The organism is Stappia indica (assembly GCF_009789575.1).
Lineage (GTDB): Bacteria > Pseudomonadota > Alphaproteobacteria > Rhizobiales > Stappiaceae > Stappia > Stappia indica_A.
Genome location: NZ_CP046908.1, coordinates 951,891 through 976,249, shown reverse-complemented (window position 1 = coordinate 976,249; position 24,359 = coordinate 951,891). Strand labels below are relative to the sequence as shown.

The window sequence follows — 24,359 nt, the reverse complement described above, 5'->3', positions numbered from 1 at the left end:
GGTGGCTGGGCTCGGCAAGGGTCGCAGCGCCGTGCCTCCCCGGTTCGCGGCTACGCCTGCGGTCGGAATGATGGGGTGGACGGCCCTTCTCCACGGCATCGAATGTGCCAAAACGGGGTCGTTGCAAGAACGCCACCAACAAGAGGGCCGTCCACCATGAACATTAGCAAATTGGTCTGGCTCTGGCCAAGAACATCTTTCCGCTTCACGGCGTCGACGCGGTCGGTCAGGTGGTCGTGCGGCGGCTGTGGCGGCGTGCACAGGTAACCGGCTTCTCTGCTACCCGCACGTCCGCCGTCCTCGCCCGCCAGGGGCCAAGCGTCTACTCCGCCGCGTTCATGCCGCGGGCCGGGCGGCGCTCCAGCACCTCGCGCAGGAAGCGGCCGGTATGGCTCGCCTGCGCCTCGACGATGTCCTCCGGCGTGCCGGCCGCGACGATGGTGCCGCCGCCATCGCCGCCTTCCGGGCCGAGGTCGATCACCCAGTCGGCCGTCTTGATGACCTCCAGATTGTGCTCGATGACCAGCACCGTGTTGCCCTGCTCGACCAGTTCGTGCAGCACTTCCAGCAGCTTGGCGACGTCGTGGAAATGCAGGCCGGTCGTCGGCTCGTCGAGGATGTAGAGCGTGCGGCCGGTGGCTCGCTTCGACAGTTCCTTGGCCAGCTTGACGCGCTGCGCCTCGCCGCCGGACAGGGTCGTCGCCTGCTGGCCGACCTTGATATAGCCGAGGCCGACGCGGGCCAGCGTCTCCAGCTTGTCGCGCACCGCCGGCACGGCGGCGAAGAAGCGCGCGCCTTCCTCCACCGTCATGTCGAGCACGTCGGCGATGGACTTGCCCTTGAACTCCACCTCCAGCGTCTCGCGGTTGTAGCGCTTGCCCTTGCAGACGTCGCAGGTGACGTAGACGTCGGGCAGGAAGTGCATCTCGATCTTGATGACGCCGTCGCCCTGGCAGGCCTCGCAGCGTCCGCCCTTGACGTTGAAGGAAAAGCGCCCCGGCTGGTAGCCGCGCGTCTTGGCCTCGGGGAGGCCGGCGAACCATTCGCGGATCGGCGTGAAGGCGCCGGTATAGGTCGCCGGGTTCGAGCGCGGCGTGCGGCCGATCGGCGACTGGTCGATGTCGATCACCTTGTCGAGCTGCTCCAGCCCGTCGATATGGTCGTGCGGGGCCGGGGTCTCGCGCGCGCCGTTCAGCCGCCGCGCCGCCGCCTTGTACAGCGTGTCGATCAGGAAGGTCGACTTGCCGCCGCCGGAGACGCCGGTGATGCAGGTGAAGGTACCGAGCGGAATGTCCGCCGAGACGTTCTTCAGGTTGTTGCCGCGCGCCCCCGCCACATGGATGCGGCGGTGCTTCTTCGGCTTGCGCCGCTCGGCCGGCATCGGGATCGCCATGGCGCCGGACAGGTACTGGCCGGTCAGCGACTTCGGGTTGGCCAGGATCTCCGCCGGTGTGCCCTCGGCCACCACCTCGCCGCCATGGATGCCGGCGCCCGGGCCGATATCCACCACATGGTCGGCGGTGAGAACGGCATCCTCGTCGTGCTCGACCACGATCACCGTGTTGCCGAGGTCGCGCAGGTGCTTCAGCGTGTCGAGCAGGCGCGCGTTGTCGCGCTGGTGCAGGCCGATGGACGGCTCGTCGAGCACGTAGAGCACGCCGGTCAGCCCCGAGCCGATCTGCGAGGCGAGCCGGATGCGCTGGCTCTCGCCGCCCGACAGGGTGCCGGAATTGCGCGACAGCGCCAGATAGTCGAGGCCGACATCGTTGAGGAATTTCAGCCGCTCGCGGATCTCCTTGAGGATGCGCAGGGCGATCTCCGACTGCTTGTCGGTCAGCTTTTCGGGCAACTCCGCGAACCAGGCGGCGGCATCGCGGATGGAGAGCTGCGAGATCTCGCCGATATGGCGGGTGGCGATCTTCACCGACAGCGCCTCGGGCTTCAGCCGGTAGCCGTTGCAGGCCGGGCAGGGGCGGTCGGACTGGTAGCGCGACAGCTCCTCGCGCACCCAGTCGCTGTCGGTCTCGCGCCAGCGCCGCTCGATATTGCCGACGACACCCTCGAAGGTCTTGGCGGTGCGGTAGCTGCGCACGCCGTCGTCATAGACGAACTCGATCTTTTCCTTGCCAGAGCCGTTGAGGATCGTCTCGCGCACCGCCTCCGGCAGATCGGCCCAGGGGGTGGCCATCGAGGCGCCGAAATGGCGGCAGATGGCGTCCAGCGTCTGGGCGTAATAGGGCGAGGTCGAGCCGGTCTTGGCCCAGGGCAGCACCGCGCCTTCGCGCAGGGTGAGCGTGTGGTCGGGCACCACCAGCTCCGGCTCGAAGGCGAGCGTGGTGCCGAGCCCGTCGCAGGTCGGGCAGGCGCCGAACGGGTTGTTGAAGGAGAACAGCCGCGGCTCGATCTCGGAGATCGTGAAGCCGGAGACCGGGCAGGCGAACTTTTCCGAGAACACCATGCGCTCATGGGTCTCGTTGCGGTTCTGCAGCACGGCGCCGTCGGCGGGGGCCGGCAGCGCCTTGTCGGCGAATTCGGCGATGGCGATGCCGTCGGCCAGCGACAGTGCCGTCTCCAGCGAATCCGCCAGCCGGCCGCCCATGTCCGGACGCACGACGATGCGGTCGACGACCACGTCGATGTCGTGCTTCAGCTTCTTGTCGAGGGCGGGCGCCTCGGCGATCTCGTGGAACGTGCCGTCGATCTTGACGCGCTGGAAGCCCTTCTTCATCAACTCGGCGAGTTCCTTGCGGTACTCGCCCTTGCGCCCGCGCACGATCGGGGCCAGCAGGTAGAGCCGGGTGCCTTCCTCCAGCGCCAGCACCCGGTCGACCATCTGGCTGACCGTCTGGCTTTCGATCGGCAGGCCGGTCGCCGGCGAGTAGGGCACGCCGATGCGCGCGAACAAGAGGCGCAGGTAGTCGTAGATTTCCGTCACCGTGCCGACGGTCGAGCGCGGGTTGCGCGAGGTCGTCTTCTGCTCGATCGAGATGGCCGGCGACAGGCCGTCGATCTGGTCGACGTCCGGCTTCTGCATCATCTCCAGGAACTGCCGGGCATAGGCCGACAGGCTCTCGACATAGCGGCGCTGGCCCTCGGCATAGATCGTGTCGAAGGCGAGCGACGACTTGCCGGAGCCGGACAGGCCGGTCATCACGATCAGCGCGTCGCGCGGCAGGTCGATGTCGATATTCTTGAGATTGTGCTCGCGCGCGCCGCGAACGCTGATCACGCGCCGGTCGGCGGCGGAAGCGGGCGGCGTGGAGGTCGAACGCGGCTTGGACATGCGTGCGGTTCCTGGATGACGGCCTTGCGGCGTCTGGAAGGGCTGCCAGCCCCCGCGCGGGAGGGCGCGGGCCGGCGGCAGCTTAAGTGAAACGGCCCGGCCCAGGCCGGGAATGACAAGCGCCCCGGCGGTCCGGGGGTGAAGCGTGGCCGGCACGGCCGGGAGTGCCGTGCGGAGCGGGCGACAGCACCGCCCTTCTACGACATGCACCGGCATCCGTCGATTCCGCCAGGGCGATTCCCAAGGGTCCGAACGGCTCCGCATCCGGCGCCGGTGGGGCAGGTCGTTTTCCGAAAGATCTCTACGCAGGCGATCCCGAATCCGATTGCGTGAACATATCAGGAACATATACTGTCGCGCAAGATTGACCGCATGTGGTGCGGGCGGGCGGGTCGGGCAAGGGGCGTCCTGCTCCACGCGCCTGCGTCATGTGCCCGCGTCATGTGCCCGCGTCTTGGTCCCGCGTCTGGCGCCTTTGCGACAAAGCGTGTGGAAAAGCGGGCTGCGTGCGCGCAAAAAGCGGGCCGGGACCGCAGTTCGCGGGTCGCGGGCCTTTCGCCGGGCTCCTGCCCGGGGCTAAGGTCCACGGGATGAACACCGGCCTCCCGTTCGCTCCATGCGGCGCGCGCGGGCGTGCCGCATGCAATGAAGGGATCCCGCCGCTGCTGTCGGCGGGCCGCCTCACATCGACGAGCCTGGCCGGACAGCGGCCGGCTCAGGGACAGGCCGGCAACGTCCGGCAGGCAAGGAGACGACAATGTCGGGAAGCGTCAACAAGGTGATCCTGGTGGGCAATCTGGGAGCCGATCCGGAGGTCCGCCGGATGCAGGACGGGCGCCCGGTGGTCAACTTGCGCATCGCCACCTCGGAGACCTGGCGGGACCGCAGCTCGGGCGAGCGCAAGGAGCGCACCGAGTGGCACCGCGTGGTGATCTTCAACGAAGGCCTGGCCAAGGTCGCCGAAAACTATCTGCGCAAGGGCTCCAAGGTCTATATCGAGGGCCAGCTGCAGACCCGCAAGTGGCAGGACCAGTCCGGCCAGGAGCGCTATTCCACGGAAGTCGTGCTGCAGGGCTTCAACTCGACGCTGACCATGCTCGACGGTCGCGGCGAGGGCGGCGGTGGCGGTGGCGGCGGCGGCCGCTCTGTCGAAGGCGGCGGTTCTGGCGGCGGCTATGAGGGCGGCTCCGGCGGCGGCTACGGTGGCGGTTCGGGCGGCGGCTATGGCGGCGGTTCGGGCGGTGGGTATGGCGGCGGCTCGGGCGGCTCCGGCGGCGGGTCCGGTGGTTCTGGCGGCGGCTTCGGCGGCGGCTCGGACATGGACGACGAGATCCCGTTCTGAGCAAGCCTTGATCCGGGCCGCATTCGGCCCGCATCCGGCGAGACCTGACATGTGCCGCCCCGGCCTGTTTCGGGGCGGCTTTTTTCGCTTCGCCCGGCGCGCCGGCCTTGTCGGCGGCGTGCGTCACGGGTCTCCCGCGTCGACCTCCCGCTCTGGGCTGCCCCGTTGCGGCGATCCTGCCTTGGCGCCGCCGGGTTTGGCGTGCAACCATGCTGGCCCAGCCGGCGGACGTTCCCGTCCGCCCGTATCCTTCCCGGTCCCTCACGGAGGCTCCCATGCTGCATCTCGATCCGGATGCCACCCGCGCCGCTCTCGAATGGCGGCCGCTGATCGAGGCGCTGCGGACGATGTTCCGCGACGGCTGCGAAAGCCCGGTGCGCCATCACCATGATTTCCAGGTGCCGGGCGAGGCGGACGGCACGCTGCTCCTGATGCCGGCCTGGGTGCCGGGGCGCTATCTCGGCACCAAGCTGGCGACGGTGGTGCCGGGCAACGGCGCGCGCGGCCTGCCGGCGGTGATGGCCAGCTACCTGCTCAACGATGCCCGCACCGGCGAGATGGTGGCGATGATCGACGGCGGCGAACTCACCGCCCGGCGCACGGCGGCGGCCTCCGCGCTCGCCGCCGACTATCTGGCGCGCCAGGACGCCCGCCATCTGCTGGTGGTCGGCACCGGCCGCCTGTCGCGCAACCTTGCCGCCGCCCACGCCTCGGTGCGGCCGCTGTCGCGGGTCGCGGTCTGGGGCCGCGATCCGGAAAAGGCGCGAGCGGTTGCCGAAGAGATCGCCGGGGAGCTCGACATTCTCGCCCAGCCGGCGGACAACCTGGAGGAGGCCGTGCGCGATGCCGACATCGTCAGCTGCGCCACCTTGTCCGAGGCGCCGCTGGTCCAGGGCGCCTGGCTGAAGCCGGGCAGCCATCTCGATCTCGTTGGCGCGTTCAAGCCGACCATGCGCGAGAGCGACGACGAAGCCGTCTCGCGGGCCCGGGTCTTCGTCGACACCCGCGAGGGCGCAACGAAGGAGGCGGGCGACATCGTCCAGGCGCTGACCTCCGGCGCGCTCGCCGAGGACGGCATCGAGGCCGACCTGTTCGATCTCACCCGTGGCACCCATGCGGTCCTGCGCCAGGCCGACGACATCACCCTGTTCAAGTCGGTCGGCGCGGCGCTGGAGGATCTTGCCGCCGCGATCCTCGCCTTCGAGACCGCCTCGGCCAGGACCGGCCAGTCCACCTCGTCGCGCATCCTGCCGGTGATGTGACGGCGCGGCAGGGCAGGGGCTCCGCCTTGCTCCTGCCGAAGGTGCCAATGGTTCCCGGCTCTCCGGCTTCGCCTGCGGCCGGGAGGGCGTCCTGAGAAAGAGGCACGGCCTCGCATCCCCTCGTCCGTCACCCCGGCCGCGCGCAAGCGCAGAGCCGGGGCCTATTGGCTGCCAGAGCAGCGGTCAGGGCGCGCAGTCCCTTCCGCGCTCCCTCTCGCCACCTCCTCGCCTTGCCCGGGAAGACGCCTGCACAGGCTGGCGCAAGTCCCGGCCGGCGGGGACAAGTCCGCCCGGACGCGGCGGGCGATGCGGGGATAACTCCGCCTGACAGGACCGCCAACCGAGGGCGGTGGGGTCATTTGCTCCGGACCTGATCCGATCAATCGATTTTCTCGATCATAATCACGAAAACAATCAGTTTGTGCGAATGAAACTTCGCTGCCATCCTGCGTCGAAATTGCAGGAGGCAAGGCATGAGTTTCGCCGGAATCTCGAATATTGAGACGAAATTTGCAAAATCTGTCGCAAATTTCGGTCTCGTTTTGCCCGGCGTCCTGCTGTGCGTCCTGCTTGCGCTCGCCGGCAAGGGCCTGCGGCTTGTCCCCGGTCTCGACCTGCTCGGGCCGATGGCGCTGGCGATGGCGCTCGGGCTGGTTATCCGCGCGGCGATGCCGCTGCCGGAGGGCGTCGTTCCGGGCGTGCGCCTGTCCGCGGTGACGCTGCTGCGCGCCGCCGTCGTTCTGCTCGGCCTGCAGCTGACGCTGGCCGATCTCCTGTCGCTCGGGCTCGGCGGACTGGCCGTCACCGCGACCGCGCTCGTCGCCACCTTCGCGCTGACCCTGTGGGCCGGCCGGCTGCTCGGCGTTGCGCCGGACCTTGCCCGGCTGATCGCCGCCGGCACCTCGATCTGCGGCGCCTCGGCCGTTGCCGCCACCCGCTCGGCGACGGGCGCGGGAGCGGGCGACACGGCCTATGCGGTCGCCTGCGTCACCCTGTTCGGCACGCTCGCCATGGTCTTGATGCCTTTGGTGCCGCCGCTCGCCGGGCTGGATGCGGCCGGCTACGGCCTCTTCGTCGGTGCCTCGGTGCACGAGGTGGCGCAGGTGGCGGGCGCCGGCTTCCGACACTCGGCGGAAGCCGGCGAGGCAGCGATGGTCGCCAAGCTCTCGCGCGTCCTGCTGCTGGCGCCGATGGTGCTGCTTCTTGCCGCCTGGTGCCGGCGCGGCCGGGCGAAGGACGGAGCGGGCGAGGGCGTTGCCGCCCGCCTTCCCGTGCCGTGGTTCGTCTTCGGCTTCCTCGCCATGGTGCTGGTTGCCAGCAGCCTGGAACTGCCCGAGGCGGCCCGCACGGGTGCGGGCGAGGCGACCACCTTCCTGATGACCATGGCGCTTGCCGGCCTCGGTCTGTCCACGGATCTGGGCGAAATCCGCGCCCGCGGCATCCGCCCCTTGCTGCTTGCCGCCATCGCCGCCCTGTTCATCGCCGCGATCTCCCTGCTAATGGTGACCGTCTGGATGTGACCATTTCGGGCAGGGCGCGATGACGCTGGAACAGTTGCGGATCTTCGTGGCGGCGGCCGAGCGCGAGCACGTCACCCGCGCGGCCGAGGCGCTCAATCTCACCCAGTCGACGATCAGCGCAGCCATCGCCGCGCTGGAGGCGCGCCACGACGTGCGCCTGTTCGACCGGGTCGGCCGCAACATCCGACTGACCGAGGCGGGCCGGGTGTTCCTCGGCGAGGCGCGCGCCGTGCTTGCCCGGGCCGAGGCGGCCGGCGAGGTGCTGGCCGATCTTGCCGGCCTCAGGCGCGGCAGCGTCCGCCTTGCCGCCAGCCAGACGGTCGGAAACTACTGGCTGCCGGCCCGGCTGAAGGCGTTTCGCGAAGTCCATCCCCATCTCGGTGTCGCGCTTTCCATCGGCAACAGCGAGCAGGTCGCCGCCTGGACCCGCGAGGGCGAGGCCGATCTCGGCCTGGTCGAGGGGCCGGTGGCCGATCCGGGCCTGTCGCCGGCGGAGGTGGGCCACGACCGCATGGTGCTGGTGCTGCCGCGCGACCATCCCGTCGCCCGGCGCGGTATCGTCAATGCCGATGCCTTGAAGGCGCTGACCTTCGTTGCCCGCGAGGCCGGCTCCGGCACAGGCCTGATGCTGGAGCGGCTGGCGAAAAGCTTCGGCCTTGCGCCCGCCGACCTGCGGATCTCGATGGAGCTCCCCTCCAACGAGGCGCTGCGCAGCGCCGTCGAGGCCGGGGCGGGCGCTGCCGTCCTGTCCTCGCTGGTGGCGGAAGGGGCGGTGCGCTCGGGCCAGCTTTCGGCGCTGGAGCTCAGCCTGCCGCCGCGCCCCTTCTTCGTGCTGCGCCACCGCGCCCGGCACCTCTCCCCGGCCGCGCGCGCCTTCCTTCAAGCGCTGGAAGTGCCTGCCGACGCGACGTGAGGGCAAGCCTTTCCCGGCGCCCCTTTCCCGGAATTGTTCATGCGTGCCAGTATCATGGCCGAATCTTGCCCAAGGAGCTGCGCCATGCCCATCACCTGCGATTGCCTGATCATCGGCGGCGGCATTGCCGGCATCGGCCTTGCCGCGCATCTGGGCGCGGAGCGCTCCACCGTGGTGCTGGAGATGGAAGACGCGCCCGGCCGCCACGCCACGGGCCGCTCGGCGGCGATCTTCATCCGCAACTACGGCAATGCCACCTTGCGGGCGCTGAACGGCGCCTCGGTCGAGGTTCTGGCCGGCGGCGGCGGCTTTGCCGAGACCGGGTTCCTCAGCCCGCGCGGCGAGCTGGTCGTCGCCAGGCCGGACGAGATGGAGCGCTTCGCCGCCTATCTGGATGGCGCCGACGGGCTGGAGGAGATCCCGGTCGCCGAGGCGCGGCGGCTCTTCCCGATCCTCTCGCAGGACCATGTGGCCGCCGCCCATGAGGCGGGCGCGGCCGATATCGACGTCGACCGGCTGTTGCAGGCCTTTCTGCGCGCCGCCCGTCATGCCGGCAGCCGGCTCGCCACCTCCGCGCGCGTCTCGTCGATTTCCCGCAAGGGCGACGTCTGGCGGGTCGAGGCGGGCAGCGAAACCTACGAGGCGCCGGTGCTGGTGAATGCGGCCGGCGCCTGGGCCGACACCGTCGCCGGTCTTGCTGGCCTGTCGCCTCTCGGCATCCAGCCCTACCGGCGCTCGGCGGCGATCCTGCCGGCCCCGGAGGGCATGGACGTTTCATCCTGGCCGGCGGTGGTCAGCGCCTCGGAGGCCTGGTACGCCAAGCCGGAGGCCGGCAAGCTCTTGGTCTCGCCGGCCGACGAGGATCCGCTGGAGCCGCAGGATGCCTGGCCGGACGACATGGTTCTGGCCGAAGGGCTCGACCGGTTCGAGAAGGCGACGACCGTCTCGGTGACGCGCGTCGAGCGCAGCTGGGCGGGCCTCAGATCCTTCGCGCCCGACCGCACGCCGGTCGTCGGCTTTTCGGACCCGGCGGAGGGCTTCCTCTGGCTCGCCGGGCAGGGCGGCTACGGCATCCAGACCTCGCCGGCCCTGTCGCGGCTGGCGGCGGACCTCATTCTTGGCCGCACGCCCGCGCTCGCCCCGGCGGTCGTCGCCGCGCTCGATCCCGGCCGCTTCAGCTCCTGAGGCTAGCCGCTGAATGTCCGGCAACGCGGCCGAAGGCGATGGCGGTCAGCAGCCCATTGCCGGACAGATACCCGGAAATGTCCGGTCCCGATACGCCGCAGGCGGCCCCTCCGGCGGCGAAGAGGTTGGCGAACGGCGTCCCGTCCTCGGCCAGCACCCTTGCGCTCCCGTCGATGCCGAGCCCGCCTTGGGTGTGGAACAGCGCGCCGGTCACCTTCACCGCAAAGAACGGCGCCTGCAGTGCCGGACGGCCGGTGAAATCGCGCCCGAACGGGTCGGCCTTGCGGCCCGCCGCAAACTCCGCGACCGTCTCCAGCGTCTCGCGCAGCGCGCTCTCGGCAAGGCCGGTGACAGCCGCAAGGGCGGCGATGTCGCCCGCCTCGCGGATCGCGCCGGCCGCCATCGCATCGCGATAGTCCGGAAAGCCTTGCGCGAAGGCGTGGAGCCGCGCGTCGAGGATGTTCCAGGCGATGCCGCCGGGCTGGGCCAGCACGTTGACGGCCTGCTCGGAATAGCCGCCATGCTCGTTGGAAAAGCGCCGGCCGTCCGCGTTGACCTGGATCGCGCCTTCCATCATCAGCGCCCATGAGATCAGCACCCCATGCGGATGGGCGAGCGAGCCATGGCCCTGGCAGCCGCTCAACTGCCAGCGCGCCGCGCCCATCGCCTCGCCCCACAGCACGGCATCGCCGGTATTGCCCGCGTGGCCGTAATAGAGCGCGCCGGCCATGCCGGGGATGTGCCGGGCAACGAGTTCCGGGTTGCCGCCATAGCCGTTGCAGGCCAGCACCAGGGCCTTGCAGGCGATGGTCTCGCGCGTGCCGCCCGGCCGGGCCAGCGTCACCGCGCGCAACGCGCGGGCCTCGCCCAGATGCAGCACCTGCGCCCGCGCCTCGGTGACCAGCGGAATGCCGGCGGCCTCGAGGGCGGCGATGAGGCGGGCGAGCAGCGCCTCGCCGGTGCGCTCGGGCACCGCATGCATGCGGTGGCGGCTGTGGCCGGGATAGAGGAAGTCGGTCAGCACCTGCCATTCCAGGCCATGCGCATCGGCGAGCCAGTCGAGCGCCGGCCCGATCTCGCGGGCGGCAATAGAGACCAGCGCCTCGTTGGCTGTCCCCTTGGCCTTGGCCTGGATGTCGGCGGCAAAGCGCCCGGCGTCGTCGTCGGAGATGCCCGCCGCGCGCTGCGCGGCCGTTGCCGGCGCCGGGATGAAGCCCGAAGACATCGACGTCGAGCCGGAGGGCGAGGCGTCGCGCTCCACCACCACCACCTCGGCGCCGGCATCGTGTGCGGCCAGCGCCGCGGTGAGGCCGCAGGCACCCGCACCGATCACCAGCACGTCGGTCTCGATGTCGGGCGCGGCCGGGATCTCCCGCGAGATCGCAGGTGCGGTTGCCGGGGTTGCGCCGCTCATCTCAGGCGGCCTCGACCAGCGCCAGCGCCTCGGCGCAGGTCAGCGCCCGCGCGACCGTGCCGAGATCGCCGATGGCGCGCTGGTGCGTCTCGGGCGAGAAGGCGGCGCAGCCGTCGCTCAGCACCATCGTGCGGAAGTCGCGCACATGGGCATCGCGCACGGTCGAGGCGACGCCGCCATTGGTGACGATGCCGCAGACCATCAGCGTGTCGATGCCGGCCTTGCGCAGCACCCACTCCATCCGGGTCATGTAGAAGGCCGAATAGGCGACCTTTTCCACGGTGAGATCGGCCGGCTGCAGCTCGTCGACGAGCTGATGTCCCCAGGCGCCGGGGCAGAAATCCCCCTTGCGCAGGAAGGGGCGCAGCGCCTTCAGATGCGGCGAGATGAAGGGCTCGCCGCCCTTGCCCGGCACCAGGGTGAACTGGGTCGAGATCACCCAGCCGCCCTTGCGCCGCAGGCTGTCGGCCAGCGGCAGGACGCGCTCGGGGAGCGCGGCGATGTCTGCGCTGGTCTGGCCGCCGCGCGCATAGGCGCCGTCCGCGTGCAGGAAGTCGTTCTGCAGATCGACGATGAGCAGGCCCGTGCGGGCGATGTCGAGAGGCGCGTCGTGCATGGCTCAGCCCGCCCGCGAGATCACGAGATTGCCGAAGCCGTCGACCTCGGCGACGAGGCCCGGATCGACGAAGATCGTCGTGTCCGCCTGCTCCAGCAGGGCAGGGCCGCTAACCCTTGCACCGACGGCGAGCGACAGGCGCTCGTAGATGCCGGCCTCGTGCCAGGCGCCGTCCGCATAGACCTGCCGCGTGCCGGTGCGGCATTCGGCGGCCGGCTTGCCGCCCTGCGGGGCGAACAGGGCCATGTCGAGCTGCGGCCGGCGGCCGATCACCGCGATGCGGTAGTTCATCACCCGCATCGGGATGCCGTCGAGCAGCCGGCCGAAGGCGCTGCGATAGGCGGCCTCGAAGGCCTCGCGGATGGCGTCGGCGGTCAGGTCGCCCTCGCCGATCTCCAGCGGCACGCCGACCGTGTGGGTCTGGCCGAGATAGAGCATGTCGAGCTCGACCAGCCGGTCGATGGCGGAGAAGCCGACGCCGGCGTTGCCGAGCACGGCGCGGGTCTCCTCGGCATCGCGCAGGATGGCGCGGCCGAGCTCTGCGGCGTCGAGCTCGGAGAGCAGCCGGTTCACCGTCTGCACCCGGTCGTGCCGCATGTCGGCGACGACGCAGCCGAGCGCCGAGGTGACACCGGGAAAGCGCGGCACCAATGCCGAGGCAAGGCCGACTTCCTTGATCAGGGCGCCGGTATGCAGCGCGCCGCCGCCGCCGAACGGCATGGCGGCGAATTTCGCCGGGTCGTGGCCCTTCTCGATGGAGACGAGGCGGATGGCGCCGGCCATCTTGGCGTTGGCGAGCTTGAGGACCGCCTCGGCGGCCGCCTCGACGGAAAGGCCGAGCGGTGCCGCGATATGGCTGTCGATGGCCGCGCGGGCCGCATCGATGTCGAGCCGGTCGAGCTTGCCGCCGATGGGCCGGTCCGGGTTGATGCGCCCGAGCACGACATTGGCATCGGTGACGGTGGGCCGGGTGTTGCCGAGGCCGTAAGCCACGGGACCGGGGTCGGAGCCGGCCGATTCCGGGCCGACCTGCAGCAGCCCGCCCTTGTCGACGGCGGCGATGGAACCGCCGCCCGCGCCGATGGTGGTGATCTCGATCATCGGCGTGCGCACCACCATACCGAAGTCGATGGCGGTCTGGGCGGCCAGCGCCGCCTCGCCGCCGGCCACCAGCGACACGTCGAAGGAGGTGCCGCCCATGTCGCAGGTGATGATGTTGTCGAAGCCGGCGGCGCTGGCGATGCGCGTTGCCGCGATCACGCCGGCGGCCGGGCCGGACAGGGCCGTGCGCACCGGGTAGCGCTTGGCGGTGTCGATGGACATGACGCCGCCGTTCGACTGGACGATCAGGATATCCCCGGCAAAGCCCTCGGCCTTCAGCCCGGTTTCCAGCCGGTCGAGATAGGACGAGACGACGGGCTGCAGATAGGCGTTGAGGGTCGCCGTCGACAGGCGTTCGAACTCGCGGATCTCGGGCAGGATCTCGGTCGTGGCGGTGACATAGGGGTTCGGCCAGACCGAGCGCACCGCCTCGACGGCGCGGCGCTCGTTGTCGTTGTTGGCATAGCCGTTGATGAAGAAGACGCAGACCGCATCGCAGCCCGCTTCCGCCAGCGCCTTCGCCTGCGCCGCGACTTCCCGTTCGTCGACGGCGCGCAGCACCGAGCCGTCGGCGAGCACGCGCTCAGCGACCTCGACCCGGTCGGTGCGCGCGACGACGGGGGTGAAGGCGCCCTTCAGGCCCCAGGTCGTCGGCCGGTCGCGGCGGCGCATTTCCAGCACGTCGCGGAAGCCTTCCGTGGTGATGATGCCGGTGCGCGCGCCCTTGCGCTCCAAGAGCGCGTTGGTGCCGACCGTGGTGCCGTGCACGACGGTGCGGATCTCGCCGAAGTCGGCAACGCGCGAGGCGATGCCCTCGATGAAGCCCTTCGACTGGTCGCCGCGGGTGGAGGGGACCTTCGCGGTGGTGATGCGCCCGTTCGCCTCGTCGAGGATGAAGACGTCGGTAAAGGTGCCGCCGACATCGACGCCGATGACAAATGCAGATCCGCTCATTCGGCGGCCTCCCGGGAACGAAGGGACTGGGTGCGGGCGGCATCGATGCTGCCGTCCTCGTTCAGCGCGACGCGGTAATCCGCCTGCGCGCTGTCGCGGGTCACGTAGCCTTGCGCCACATCGCGGGCGACGGCCTGCGGATCGCGGGCGCTCGGTGCGCCGTAGCCGCCGCCGCCGGGCGTTTCCAGCCGCAGCCGCTGGCCGCGGGCGATGCGGATGCCGACCATCTTGGAGGCCATCGGCGGTTCGTGCCAGCCGTCGGCCTGCTCGAAGGAGAAGCGGTTGAGGGCGGCAGCGCCGCCGCCGACGACGCCGGGAGGGGCGTGCCGCCCGCGCTCGCCGAACAGGAAGACGTCGGCGTTTTCCTCCAAGAGCTCGATCTCGTAGATCGCGCCGAGGCCGCCGCGCATCTCGCCGGGACCGGCCGAATCCGGCCGCAGCGCCCACTGGGTGAAGCGCACCGGATAGGCCGCTTCCAGGATCTCCAGCGGCGGGATCGTCGCGGTGGAGATCGGCGCGTTGCCGTGGTTGAGGCCGTCGCCGCCGGCATGGGCGCCGTGGCCGCCGCCGAAGAAGGAGAACATCACCCAGCGGCGGCCGTCCTTGCGGTGGCCGGCCAGCGACAGGGCGTTGATCGTGCCATAGGCGCAGGCCATGGCCGGCTCCGGCGCGATCTTCGCCACCGCCTGGAACACCACGTCGATCAGCCGCAGGATGGTCTCGGTGTAGCCGCCGACGGGCTTGGGCGCGCGCACCGCCAGCAGCGAGCCCTCGTCGATGCGGAACTCCACCGGCTCCAGCACGCCGGCATTGGCCGGCACCTCGCCGAAGATGTGCTTCAGGGCGACGTAGCAGGCGGCGATGGCGGTCGCGCGCGAGATGTTGACCGGACCGGCGCAGGCGGGCGAGGAGCGCGAGAAGTCCATCACCATGCGGTCGCCGTCGATGGTCAGGTCGAGGGCGATCTTCAGCGGCGTGTCGACGATGCCGTCATTGTCCAGCCAGTCCTCGGCCGAGACGGTGCCCTGCGGCAGCTCGGCGATCTGGGCGCGCATCATCCGTGCCGCGCGCGCCTTCAGCTCGATGAGGCAGCCGGCGACGGTGGCATCGCCGTAGTCGTCGAGCAGTGCGTGCATGCGCTTTTCGCCCAGTTCCAGCGCGTTGATCTGGCCGTTGAGGTCGCCGTAGAGCGACAGCGGCAGGCGCGAGTTGGCCGACAGGATGTCGACCACGTCCTGGCGGAACTCGCCGCGGTCGTAGAGCTTCACCGGCGGGATCAGCATGCCTTCCTGGAAGCATTCGGTCGCGGCCGGGTTGTAGTTGCCCGGCACGTTGCCGCCGACATCGTGCCAGTGGCCGACCGAGGCGAGGAAGCAGAACAGCTTCCCGTCCCGGAACACCGGCTTGACCAGCCGGAAGTCGGACAGGTGCGTGCCGCCGTCGTAAGGGTCGTTGAAGATCCACACGTCGCCTTCGTTGACGCCGCCGGACTTCGCCGCCTTGTCGATCACCGCCTTCACGGCGAAGGCCATGACGCCGACGAAGATCGGCAGGCCGGACTTGCCCTGCACCAGCGTTTCGCCGGTGGCGGCGTCGTAGATGCCGTGCGAGGCGTCGTGCGCCTCGGCGATGATCGGGTTGAAGGCGGAGCGGAACAGCGTCGCGTCCATCTCGTCGGCGATCTGTTCCAGGCGACCCTTGAGGATCGCCAGCGTGACGGTATCGATCGCCATCAGGCGGCTCCCGTGTCGTAGCGCTCGCCGGTCTTCAGCATCTCGGGCGTGCCGATGACGCCGTTGAGGCCGGCGAAGTCGAACATGCGGTTGCGGAACGCCTCGTTGGAGCCGTTCGCGACCAGGTTCCCGTAATAGTCGCGCGCGGTGGCGGCCAGAGCGCGGACGATCCCGCCGGGGAAGATGCAGAAGCTGAAGCCCAGCTCCTCCAGCCCGGCGGCGTTGACGATGGGGGTCTTGCCGCCCTCCACCATGTTGGCCATCAGCGGCACCCGTCCGCCGAAGCGGGCGTGGATGGCGCGGATCTCCTCCAGCGAGCGCGGCGCCTCGACGAAGAGCATGTCGGCGCCGGCCTCCAGATAGGCCTCGGCGCGGTCGAGCGCGGCCTCGAAGCCTTCCACCGCGATGGCGTCGGTGCGGGCGATGATCAGCGTCGCATCGCTCGCCCTTGCGTCGCAGGCGGCGCGGATCTTGCCGGCCATCTCGCCGGCCGGGATCAGCGACTTGCCGTTGAGGTGGCCGCAGCGCTTGGGGCTGGTCTGGTCCTCCAGCTGCAGGGCATTGGCGCCCATGCGCTCGAAGACGCGGACCGTGCGCTGGACGTTGAGCGCATTGCCGAAGCCGGTATCCGCATCGACGACGATGGGAAGCGCCACCCGGTCGCGGATCACGGCGATGGTGTCGGCGACCTCGCTCATCGAGACGAGGCCGATATCCGGCCGCCCGAAGCGGGTATAGGCGATGGAGGCACCCGACAGATACACGGTCTCCGCGCCGCTCTGCTCGGCGATCAGGGCCGTCAGCGCGTCGTAGACGCCGGGCGCAAGCAGGATGCGCGGTCCGGCGAGCCGCTGCTTCAGGTCCGGCAGCGGCGGGGTTGCGGGCGTTTCCAGGCTCATCGGCCTTGCTCCTTCTGGCGCTCTTGCGCAAAGCGCTTCTTCAGATGCGGCACCAGCCCGCCGTCGGCGAGCAGGGCCTTGAGATTGTCGGGCAGCGGATCGAGGGGGAGGACAGGTTTTTCGCCCGCGCGCACCAGCCGGCCGTTGTCGAGATCGAGAGTGACGCGCTCGCCATCAGTAAGATCGTCAAGGCTTGGCGCGGTGAGCACCGGCAGGCCGAGATTGATCGCGTTGCGGTAGAAGATGCCGGCGAAGGACAGGGCAACGACGCCGGCAACGCCGAGATGCTTCAGCGCCTCGGCCGCCTGCTCGCGCGAGGAGCCCATGCCGAAGTTCCTGCCCGCCACCACCACGTCGCCGGAGGCGACGCTTGTCGCGAAGTCCGGCCGCACGCCCTCCAGGCAATGGGCGGCAAGGGCCGCGATCCCGCCCTTCATGTACTGGCCCGGTGCCAGCTGGTCGGTGTCGATGTCGTCGCCGAACAGGAAGACGCGCCCGCTCATGCCGTGCCTCCCGCGCCCTCGGTCAGCATCAGGCGCGGATCGGTGATCCGGCCCGCGACGGCGGAGGCCGCCACGGTCAGCGGCGAGCCGAGCCACACCTTGGAGCTTGCCGCGCCCATGCGGCCCTTGAAGTTGCGGGCCGTCGAGGAGATGCAGGTGACGTCCTCGCCGAGCCGGGCGCTGCCATAACCCGCGCAGATGCCGCAGGCGTTGGGCAGCAGCTTCGCGCCGGCCTCTTCCAGCACGGCCATGATGCCGTCGCGGGCGGCGCGGTCCTGGTCGCGGCGCGAGGCCGGGGCGACCAGCAGCTCGACACCGGAGGCGACGCGCCGGCCCTTCAGGATGCGCGCGGCATTGGCAAGGTCCTGATACTTGGCGCCGGTGCAGGCGCCGAGATACGCCACATCCACCGGCGTTGTCGGGGCGTCGTCCACCGGGCCGCTATTGGCGGGCGAGTGGGGGGCTGCGACCTGCGGGGCGAGATCTCCGGCCGCAAAGACGTGATGCTCCATCAGCGGTGCGCCGGGATCGGTGCGAAGGCCCTGCCAGTCTCCCCAGCCGGCCGGGTCGCTGCCGGCCTCTCGCAGGAAGGCGGCCGTCACCTCGTCCGGGGCGATCAGCCCGGCCTGTCCGCCCAGCTCCGCCGCCATGTTGGACAGCGTCATGCGCTCCTGCATGGAGAGCGCGGCGATGGCCTCGCCGGCATATTCGACCGTCTGATACTTGCCGCCGTCCATGCCGAGCCGGCCGCACAGGGCGAGCATGATGTCCTTGGCGGTGACCCCGTCGGAAAGCCTCCCGCGCCATTCGATCAGGATGGTCTCGGGCACCTTCAGCCAGATCTCGCCGGTGGCGAGCACGCCGGCCATCTCGGTCGCGCCGACGCCGAACATGTAGGCGCCGAAGGCCCCGCCGGTGGGCGAGTGGCTGTCGCCGCCGACGACCAGCATGCCGGGCGCCAGGTGCCCGCGCTCGGGCAGCACCACATGGCAGATGCCTTCGCCGTCGTGGAAGGCGACCTTGCGCTGTGCCGCCCATTGCCGGGTCAGCTCCAGGATCCGGGCGCCCTCGTCGGTATCGCCGGGCACGAAGTGGTCGGAGATCAGCACGACCTTGTTCGCATCGAACAGGCCGACGCCGAGGTCCTGCAGGATCGGCTCGACCCGGCGCGGGCCGCCGCTGTCATGGATCATGGCAAGATCGACGCGGGCGGTGACGATCTCGCCGGGCGCGACGCTGACCCTGCCGGCCGCGCGCGCGACGATCTTCTGGGCGAGGGTGGTGGGGGAGGCGGTCATCAGGCAAGCCCCAGATAGGAACGCTTCAGCTCGGGATCGTCCATCAGCTGCGCGGTCGGGCCGGACAGGCGGATCTCGCCGTTCTCCATGACGAAGGCGCGGGCGGCGATCTCCATCGACTGCAGCACGTTCTGCTCGACCAGCAGGATCGGCAGGCCGCTTTCGTTGAGCTTGCCGATCAGCGCGAACATCTCCTCCACCAGGAGCGGCGACAGGCCGATGGACGGCTCGTCGAGGATCAGGAGGTCCGGCTCGGCCATCATGCCGCGGCCGATGGCCAGCATCTGCTGCTCGCCGCCGGACAGGGTGCCTGCCTTCTGGCCTGAGCGCTCGCGCAGGCGCGGGAAGGTCTCCATCACCCGCTCAAGGTTGCGCGCCCGGTTCGCCTTGCCCCGGCGATAGGCGCCGAGCTCCAGGTTCTCGCGCACGGCGAGGTTCGGGAAGATGTGGCGGCCTTCCGGCACATGGATCAGGCCCCGGTCGACGACGGCCTGCGGCGACAGGCCGGCGATCGGCTCGCCCTTGAAGCGGATGGTTCCGCTCCAGGCGGGAAGCAGGCCGGACAGGACCGAGGAGATCGTCGTCTTGCCGACGCCGTTGGAGCCGAGCAGGGCGACGATCTCGCCGTCTTGGATGTCCAGCGAGACGCCGCGCAGCACCTCGACGGCGCCATAGCCGGCGCGCAGGTTGTCGATCTCAAGCATGGGCGCCTCCCGCCGTCATGCGCTGGCGCGCGATCCGCTCGGCCATGCCCTTGCCGAGATAGGCCTCGATGACGAGCGGGTCGCCCACCACCTCGGCCGGCGGGCCTTGCGCGATCAACTCGCCCTGGTTCAGCACCCAGGTGTGCTCCGACAGGCTCATCACCGCCTGCATGACGTGTTCGATCAGGAGGATGGTGACGCCCTCGTCGCGGATGGCGCGGATCACCGGGATCACGTCGCGGATCTCGGACGGGTTGAGCCCGGCCAGCACCTCGTCGAAGAGGATCAGCTTGGGGTCGGTTGCGAGCGCCCGTGCGACTTCCAGCCGCTTGCGCCCGGCAACGGTCAGCGCCGCCGCATCCATGTCCAGCCGGTCGCCGAGACCGACCTTGCGCGCGACCTCTTCGGCCTTGGCGAGTGCTGCATCGCGCGAGCGGATATGCAGGTGCGCCCCGACGGCGATGTTCTCGCGCACGCTCTGTCCGGCGAAGGGCTGGACGATCTGGAACGTGCGGATCATGCCGCGCCGGGCGATGTCCTGCGGCGCCATGCCGGTGATGTCCTCGCCCAGGAACGAGACCGTGCCGGCATCGGGCTTGTGAAAGCCGGTGATCAGCGCGAAGAGCGTCGTCTTGCCGGCGCCGTTCGGGCCGATCAGCGAGGTGATCTTGCCCTTCGGCACGGACATCGAGATGTCCTTCGAGGCCTGCAATCCGCCGAAGCTCTTCGACACGCCCTCGACGCGGAGCATGGTGTCCGACTGTGCCGTCTCAGACATTGCCGTCTCAGACATTCGTCGTCTCCCGCGAGTTGCGGCGGGCCGACAGGCGGCGCACCAGGCCTGCAAGGCCGCGCGGGGCGAACAGCACCATCAGGATCAGGATCGTGCCGTAGAGCACCAGGCTGATGCCCGGCAGGTCGCCGATCAGCGCGCGCGAGGCTTCCGAGACGCCGTGCAGGGCAACGGCGCCGAGCAGCGGGCCGAACAGGGTGCCCATGCCGCCGACGATGGGCACCAAGAGGCTCTCCACCGAGATGGCGGGGCCGTAGGCGATGGCCGGGTCGAGATAGAGGAAATACTGGGCGTAGAAGACGCCGGCGAGGCCGGAGAACAGGCCCGACAGCATGATCGCCCGCATCTTCACCGCGAAGGGATCGACGCCGAGGGCGCGCGCGGCGTCCTCGTTGTCGCGCACCGCCATCAGCCGCGCGCCGAAGCGGGAATGGCCGATCCACCACACGGTGAGGAAGGCGGCGAGCGCGATCGCCCAGACCAGCCAGTAATAGCTCGCCTTGGAGGCGAATTGCAGGTTGGCCGCGCTCTGGTCGAGCGGGATCAGGATGCCGACGCCGGCGCCGGTGAAGGGCACGGTGTTGGCAAGGATCCGCAAGACCTCGGCGAAGGCCAGCGTCACCAGCGCGAAATAGGATCCGCGCAGGCCGTAGCGGAATGTGGTGAAGCCGATGAAGGCGGCGACCGCCACGGCCATCAGGCCCCCGGCGAGAAGGCCGACCCACGGATTGACCCCGAGCTGCACCTGCAGCACCGCGACCGTGTAGGCGCCGGTGCCGAAGAAGGCGGCATGGCCGAAGGAGAACTGGCCGCCATAGCCGCCGAGGATGTTCCACGCCTGGCCGAGCAGGGCGGCGTAGAGGGTCATCAGGATGGTGTTCTGCCAGGCCTCCGAGGTGACCACGAAGGGCACGAAGAACAGGGCGGCGAAGACGAGACCGAGAAGGGCGAGCTGGCGCATGGGTCAGACCTTGTGTCCGAGCAGGCCGGTCGGCCGGAAGACGAGGACCAGGATGAAGATCAGGAAGATGCCGATCTGGCCGAGGCTCTCGCCGAGGAACAGGCCGCCGAGCGCTTCGACGACGCCGATGATCAGCCCGCCGACCAGCGCCCCGACGAAGGAGCCCATGCCGCCGAGCACGACGATGGTGAAGGCGATCAGCACGAAGCCGTGGCCGACCTGCGGGGTCACGTAGTAGCTCGGCAGCAGCAGGCAGGCGGCAACGCCGAGGCACGCAATGCCGAGGCCGAAGCTCATGGCGAAGACATGGTCGACATCGATGCCGACGAGCTTGGCGCCCTTGCGCTCCTTGGCGAGCGCGCGGATCGCGCGGCCAAGGTCGGTGCGCGACATCAGCAGCCACAGCAGCGCGGCGGTAATGAGCGCCCCGGCGAAGGCGACCACCTTGGGCAGCGGCAGGAAGGCACCGAGGATCTCGACCACCTCGAAGGAATAGGGCGTGTCGACGCTGCGCGTGTCGGAGCGGAAGACGAACAGCGCCAGGTTCTCGATGACGATCGACAGGCCGAGCGTGACGAGCAGGATGTTCTCGTCGCGGCCGTGGCTGGCGCGGCCGATGATGCCGCGCTGCAGGGCATAGCCGAGCGCGAACATGCCCGGCGGCACGATCAGCAGCGACACGTAAGGATCGATGCCGAAGCTGCTGTGCAGGAAGTAGACGGCATAGAGGCCGACCATCAGCAGCGCCCCGTGGGCGAAGTTGATGATGTGCAGCACGCCGTAGATGAGCGTCAGCCCGAGCGCGACCAGCGCGTAGAGCGCGCCCGTCGTCAGCCCGTTCAGCACGGAAGGAACGATGATCGCCAGGTCCGGCATGGTCACCCGATCGCTGTGCAGGAGGGGGCCGGGCGGGAGTTGCCCCGCCCGGCAGTCGTCGTCGATGGGGCGACGGTTACGACTTCATCGGGAACACGGTGTCAGCCGAGGCGAACTCTTCGGGGAAGATCACCTCGATGACGCCCTTCTGCACCTGGGTGTTGACCGGCTGGGCGCCCTCGTTCTGCCCGTCGACCATCTTGGTCGGGCCGTAGGGCATGTAGGACATGTCCAGCGTCGAGGCTGCCAGCGCCGCGTTGACGGCCTCCTTGTCGGTGGTGCCGGCCCGCTCCAGCGCGTCGGCATAGGCAAGCACGGCGTTGTAGGCCAGGAACACCTCGTAGGTGTAGATCAGGCCCTTGGCCTCGGCGGCAGCCTTGCGCTTCTGGGCGAGGTCCGACTTCGGGTTGAACCAGTGGTTGCAGTCCATGATCAGGTCCGCAGCCTCCGGGAACTCCTTCACGAACTGGTAGCTGGAGGCGGCGCCGCCGAGCACCGAGTAGATGCCCATCGCCTCGACGCGCTGCTGGCGCATGGTGCGGGCGAGCAGCACATACTCGTTGTAGTAGTTCGCCGGGATGATCAGGTCGGGCTTCTTCGACTTGATCTGCAGCACGATGTTGGTGAAGTCGCGGGTCGGGTTGGCGTGCTTGATGACGTCGACGACCTCGATGCCCTTCTCCGGCAGGCGCTTTTGCAGCAGCTCGGCGGTGCCGGTGCCGAACAGCGACTCCTCGTGGATGATCATCGCGGTCTTGGCCGGCGAGCCGGCGGCCTTGTTGATCGTGTCGAGATTGTCGACGGCGAACTGGGCGATCTTGCCGTAGCCGGGGCTGAAGCGGAACGTGTTCTTCAGGCCGCGCTGGACGATCTGGTCGGAGACGCCGACGTCGACGATATGCGGCGTGTTGCTCTTGGCCGCTTCCTGCGAGGTCGCCAGCGAGATCGCCGAGGAATAGCCGGCGACGATGCCGTCGGCGCCCGCCTCGACCATCTTGGTCACTTCCGCCGCGCCGATCTCCGGCTTGCCCTGGCTGTCGGCCAGCATCGCCTCGATCTGGGCACCGCCCAGCGACTTGATGCCGCCGGCGGCGTTGATGTCGGCGATCGCCATCAGCGCGCCCTCGCGGCACTGGGTGCCGGAAAAGGCGATGAAGCCGGAAACCGGATGGATGAGACCCAGCTTCACCGCTGCCGGCTGCGCCCGCAGGATCGCCGGAAACCCGGTGAGGCCGAGGCCGACGGCGGCCGCGCCCGTGGCAAGGAACTCGCGGCGGCGCAGGCCACCGGTCTTCTTCGTGTCAGTCATTCGCAAACCTCCCACTACAGGCCGCGTCATGCGGCCGGATGGTGACCCCGGAACCCCATTTTGGTTATCCGCCGCCGGCCGGGACCGGCGAGGAGCTTGTCGTTGTCCAGCGCGGGCCGCTTTCGGCGCGCACCCGGCGCATGGACATCTCGAAACGGTAGAGATCCGGCCGATAGAGGACGCGGATGTATTCGACCGGCCGTTCCATCCGGTCGCGCACCACGCGGCGCACCTCGATGAGGGGCGAGCCGGCGGGAATGGACAGGACCTCGGCGACGTCGGTGTCGGCGACGGTCGCCGAGATGGTCTGCCGGGCGGAGGCGACGTCGACGCCGGCACGCTCCAGGAGGTTGAGCAGCGGCTGCGAGTTGAGCTCCTCGCGCTCGTACTGGCGGCCGATATCGGCGGGCACATAGGTGACGAGATAGGACATCGGCTCGCCCTCGAGCCGGCGCACGCGCACCGCGCGCTGCACCTCGGTGCCCGGCTCGATCTCGAGCGCGGCGGCGATTTCCTCGCTCGCCGGCGGATAGGCGAAGGACAGCACCTGCGCGGTGGTCGACTGGCCCATCAGCGAGATGTTCTCCAGCCAGCCCTCGATGGAGGAGGTGACGGCCGGTGCGGGCGGGCGGTTGACGACCCTGGTGCCGCGGCCGCGCTCGCGGATGACGAGGCCGGCATCGGCCAGCTCGTTGAGCGCGCGCTTGGCGGTGATGCGCGAGACGCCGAACTCGGTCGTCAGGTCCTGCTCGCTCGGCACCCGCTCGCCGGCGGCCAGATCGCCGCCATAGATGCGGTTGCGCAGGATCAGGAAGATCTGGTGGTAGAGCGGCACCGGGCCGTTGGGGTCGAGCGCGCTGGTCGCGGGCGCTGCCATGCTGCCCGCATCCGGGCCTGCCGCCGATCCGTTCCGGGACTTCGTCGCTGCCACGTCCGGCCTCGCCTTGCGCTGTCGAGCGGCCGTCTTGCGCGGCCGTTCTTTCCGGTTGATGTGTGATAATGGTATGTCATTATATCAATATGTCAACTAGGTGCAGTCTCGCGAAATATCCTTGTTTTCGAGGGGCGGCGGCAGGCCAAAGACTTGGCCAGAGACTTGCCCAGAGACTGGGCCAGAGAATAGGGAGGAGAGGCGGATGCCGGTGGTGCGCGTGACCCTGATCGAGGGCTATCCGGCCGAGACGCGGCGGCTTCTGGGCGAGCGGCTGACGGCCGCCGTGCGCGGCACGATGGCCGCGCCGCTGGAGGGAATCACCGTCGCGATCGAGGAGGTGCGCCCCGACAACTACATGCGCGGCGGCACGTCCCGCGTGCCCGGCGCCCCGTCTCCCGACCCGCAGGCGCTGGTGCGCGGCTTCCTGGAGGCGATGGAGGCCCGCGACCTTGCCCGCGCTTCCGAATTCCTGGCCGAAGGGTTCGTCATGACCTTCCCCGGCGGGGTCAGCTTTTCCCGGCCCGAGGAGCTCGCCGCCTGGGCGAAGGGGCGCTACCGCTTCGTGCGCAAGACCTATGAGGGCTTCGACACGGCGCTGGGCATCGAGGGCGCCGTGGTCTTCTGCTTCGGCACCCTTGCGGGCGAATGGCCGGACGGCACCGCCTTTTCCGGCGTGCGCTTCATCGACCGGTTCGAGGTCGAGGCGGGCAAGCTGACGCGGCAGATGGTGTGGAATGATCTAGTCACCCGAATCTGAAG

The 24,359-nt window shown here is 69.7% G+C and carries 20 protein-coding genes; 6 read left to right on the top strand and 14 right to left on the bottom strand.

What is annotated here, in order from left to right; genetic code table 11:
• Window positions 1–322: 322 nt before the first annotated feature.
• Window positions 323–3,283: an excinuclease ABC subunit UvrA gene (gene uvrA, locus GH266_RS04520; protein ID WP_158192844.1), complete on the bottom strand. Its 2,961-nt coding sequence runs from the start codon at window positions 3,281–3,283 to the stop codon at window positions 323–325.
• 757 nt (window positions 3,284–4,040) lie between these two features.
• On the opposite strand from uvrA, the gene GH266_RS04515 reads away from it, so the two are divergent.
• The 5 genes from GH266_RS04515 to GH266_RS04495 all read left to right on the top strand — a co-directional run bounded on the left by GH266_RS04515 (window position 4,041) and on the right by GH266_RS04495 (window position 9,505).
• Complete coding sequence (locus GH266_RS04515) at window positions 4,041–4,625, top strand: single-stranded DNA-binding protein (protein ID WP_158192843.1); 585 nt, start codon at window positions 4,041–4,043, stop codon at window positions 4,623–4,625.
• A gap of 275 nt (window positions 4,626–4,900) precedes the next feature.
• A complete protein-coding gene (gene lhpI, locus GH266_RS04510; RefSeq protein ID WP_158192842.1) occupies window positions 4,901–5,887 on the top strand; it encodes a bifunctional Delta(1)-pyrroline-2-carboxylate/Delta(1)-piperideine-2-carboxylate reductase in 987 nt (328 codons plus the stop codon).
• 542 nt (window positions 5,888–6,429) lie between these two features.
• Window positions 6,430–7,407, top strand: coding sequence for a YeiH family protein (locus tag GH266_RS04505; protein WP_244953773.1), 978 nt, complete (start codon window positions 6,430–6,432; stop codon window positions 7,405–7,407).
• Between the two features lie 19 nt (window positions 7,408–7,426).
• The gene (locus tag GH266_RS04500) at window positions 7,427–8,320 is read left to right on the top strand and encodes a LysR family transcriptional regulator (protein ID WP_158192840.1); all 894 of its coding nucleotides are present in this window, start codon (window positions 7,427–7,429) and stop codon (window positions 8,318–8,320) included.
• A gap of 84 nt (window positions 8,321–8,404) precedes the next feature.
• The gene (locus GH266_RS04495; protein ID WP_158192839.1) at window positions 8,405–9,505 is read left to right on the top strand and encodes an NAD(P)/FAD-dependent oxidoreductase; all 1,101 of its coding nucleotides are present in this window, start codon (window positions 8,405–8,407) and stop codon (window positions 9,503–9,505) included.
• Here the strand turns inward: GH266_RS04495 and GH266_RS04490 are convergent.
• The 13 genes from GH266_RS04490 to GH266_RS04430 all read right to left on the bottom strand — a co-directional run bounded on the left by GH266_RS04490 (window position 9,495) and on the right by GH266_RS04430 (window position 23,543).
• Window positions 9,495–10,919 (bottom strand): FAD-dependent oxidoreductase, encoded by a 1,425-nt coding sequence (locus GH266_RS04490; protein ID WP_158192838.1) that lies wholly within the window; start codon window positions 10,917–10,919, stop codon window positions 9,495–9,497. The two genes, GH266_RS04495 and GH266_RS04490, sit on opposite strands and share 11 nt — an antisense overlap.
• A 1-nt stretch (window position 10,920) precedes the next feature.
• Complete coding sequence (locus GH266_RS04485) at window positions 10,921–11,535, bottom strand: cysteine hydrolase family protein (protein WP_158192837.1); 615 nt, start codon at window positions 11,533–11,535, stop codon at window positions 10,921–10,923.
• Window positions 11,536–11,538: 3 nt separating this feature from the next.
• On the bottom strand, window positions 11,539–13,590 hold the full coding sequence (locus tag GH266_RS04480; protein ID WP_158192836.1) for a hydantoinase/oxoprolinase family protein: 2,052 nt from the start codon (window positions 13,588–13,590) through the stop codon (window positions 11,539–11,541).
• Window positions 13,587–15,326 carry a hydantoinase B/oxoprolinase family protein gene (locus GH266_RS04475; RefSeq protein ID WP_158196041.1) on the bottom strand — a complete coding sequence of 580 codons (1,740 nt, stop codon included), beginning with the start codon at window positions 15,324–15,326 and terminating at the stop codon, window positions 13,587–13,589. Before GH266_RS04475 ends, GH266_RS04480 begins: the two co-directional genes overlap by 4 nt.
• Window positions 15,323–16,222 carry an isocitrate lyase/PEP mutase family protein gene (locus tag GH266_RS04470; protein WP_158192835.1) on the bottom strand — a complete coding sequence of 300 codons (900 nt, stop codon included), beginning with the start codon at window positions 16,220–16,222 and terminating at the stop codon, window positions 15,323–15,325. The genes GH266_RS04475 and GH266_RS04470 overlap by 4 nt, the downstream gene beginning before the upstream one ends.
• Window positions 16,219–16,725 carry a LeuD/DmdB family oxidoreductase small subunit gene (locus GH266_RS04465; RefSeq protein ID WP_158192834.1) on the bottom strand — a complete coding sequence of 169 codons (507 nt, stop codon included), beginning with the start codon at window positions 16,723–16,725 and terminating at the stop codon, window positions 16,219–16,221. The genes GH266_RS04470 and GH266_RS04465 overlap by 4 nt, the downstream gene beginning before the upstream one ends.
• On the bottom strand, window positions 16,722–18,023 hold the full coding sequence (locus GH266_RS04460; protein ID WP_158192833.1) for a 3-isopropylmalate dehydratase large subunit: 1,302 nt from the start codon (window positions 18,021–18,023) through the stop codon (window positions 16,722–16,724). Before GH266_RS04460 ends, GH266_RS04465 begins: the two co-directional genes overlap by 4 nt.
• Window positions 18,023–18,727 (bottom strand): ABC transporter ATP-binding protein, encoded by a 705-nt coding sequence (locus GH266_RS04455; RefSeq protein ID WP_158192832.1) that lies wholly within the window; start codon window positions 18,725–18,727, stop codon window positions 18,023–18,025. Before GH266_RS04455 ends, GH266_RS04460 begins: the two co-directional genes overlap by 1 nt.
• Window positions 18,720–19,505 carry an ABC transporter ATP-binding protein gene (locus GH266_RS04450; protein ID WP_158192831.1) on the bottom strand — a complete coding sequence of 262 codons (786 nt, stop codon included), beginning with the start codon at window positions 19,503–19,505 and terminating at the stop codon, window positions 18,720–18,722. Before GH266_RS04450 ends, GH266_RS04455 begins: the two co-directional genes overlap by 8 nt.
• Window positions 19,506–19,512: 7 nt before the next feature.
• Window positions 19,513–20,481 (bottom strand): branched-chain amino acid ABC transporter permease, encoded by a 969-nt coding sequence (locus GH266_RS04445; protein ID WP_158192830.1) that lies wholly within the window; start codon window positions 20,479–20,481, stop codon window positions 19,513–19,515.
• Window positions 20,482–20,484: 3 nt separating this feature from the next.
• The gene (locus GH266_RS04440) at window positions 20,485–21,357 is read right to left on the bottom strand and encodes a branched-chain amino acid ABC transporter permease (RefSeq protein ID WP_158196040.1); all 873 of its coding nucleotides are present in this window, start codon (window positions 21,355–21,357) and stop codon (window positions 20,485–20,487) included.
• A 76-nt stretch (window positions 21,358–21,433) separates the two neighbouring features.
• The gene (locus tag GH266_RS04435) at window positions 21,434–22,666 is read right to left on the bottom strand and encodes an ABC transporter substrate-binding protein (RefSeq protein WP_158192829.1); all 1,233 of its coding nucleotides are present in this window, start codon (window positions 22,664–22,666) and stop codon (window positions 21,434–21,436) included.
• A gap of 64 nt (window positions 22,667–22,730) precedes the next feature.
• Window positions 22,731–23,543 (bottom strand): GntR family transcriptional regulator, encoded by an 813-nt coding sequence (locus GH266_RS04430; RefSeq protein WP_158192828.1) that lies wholly within the window; start codon window positions 23,541–23,543, stop codon window positions 22,731–22,733.
• A gap of 259 nt (window positions 23,544–23,802) precedes the next feature.
• Between GH266_RS04430 and GH266_RS04425 the strand changes: the two genes are divergently transcribed.
• Window positions 23,803–24,357, top strand: a complete 555-nt coding sequence (locus GH266_RS04425; RefSeq protein WP_158192827.1) for a tautomerase family protein — start codon at window positions 23,803–23,805, stop codon at window positions 24,355–24,357.
• The last annotated feature ends 2 nt before the right edge of the window (window positions 24,358–24,359 follow it).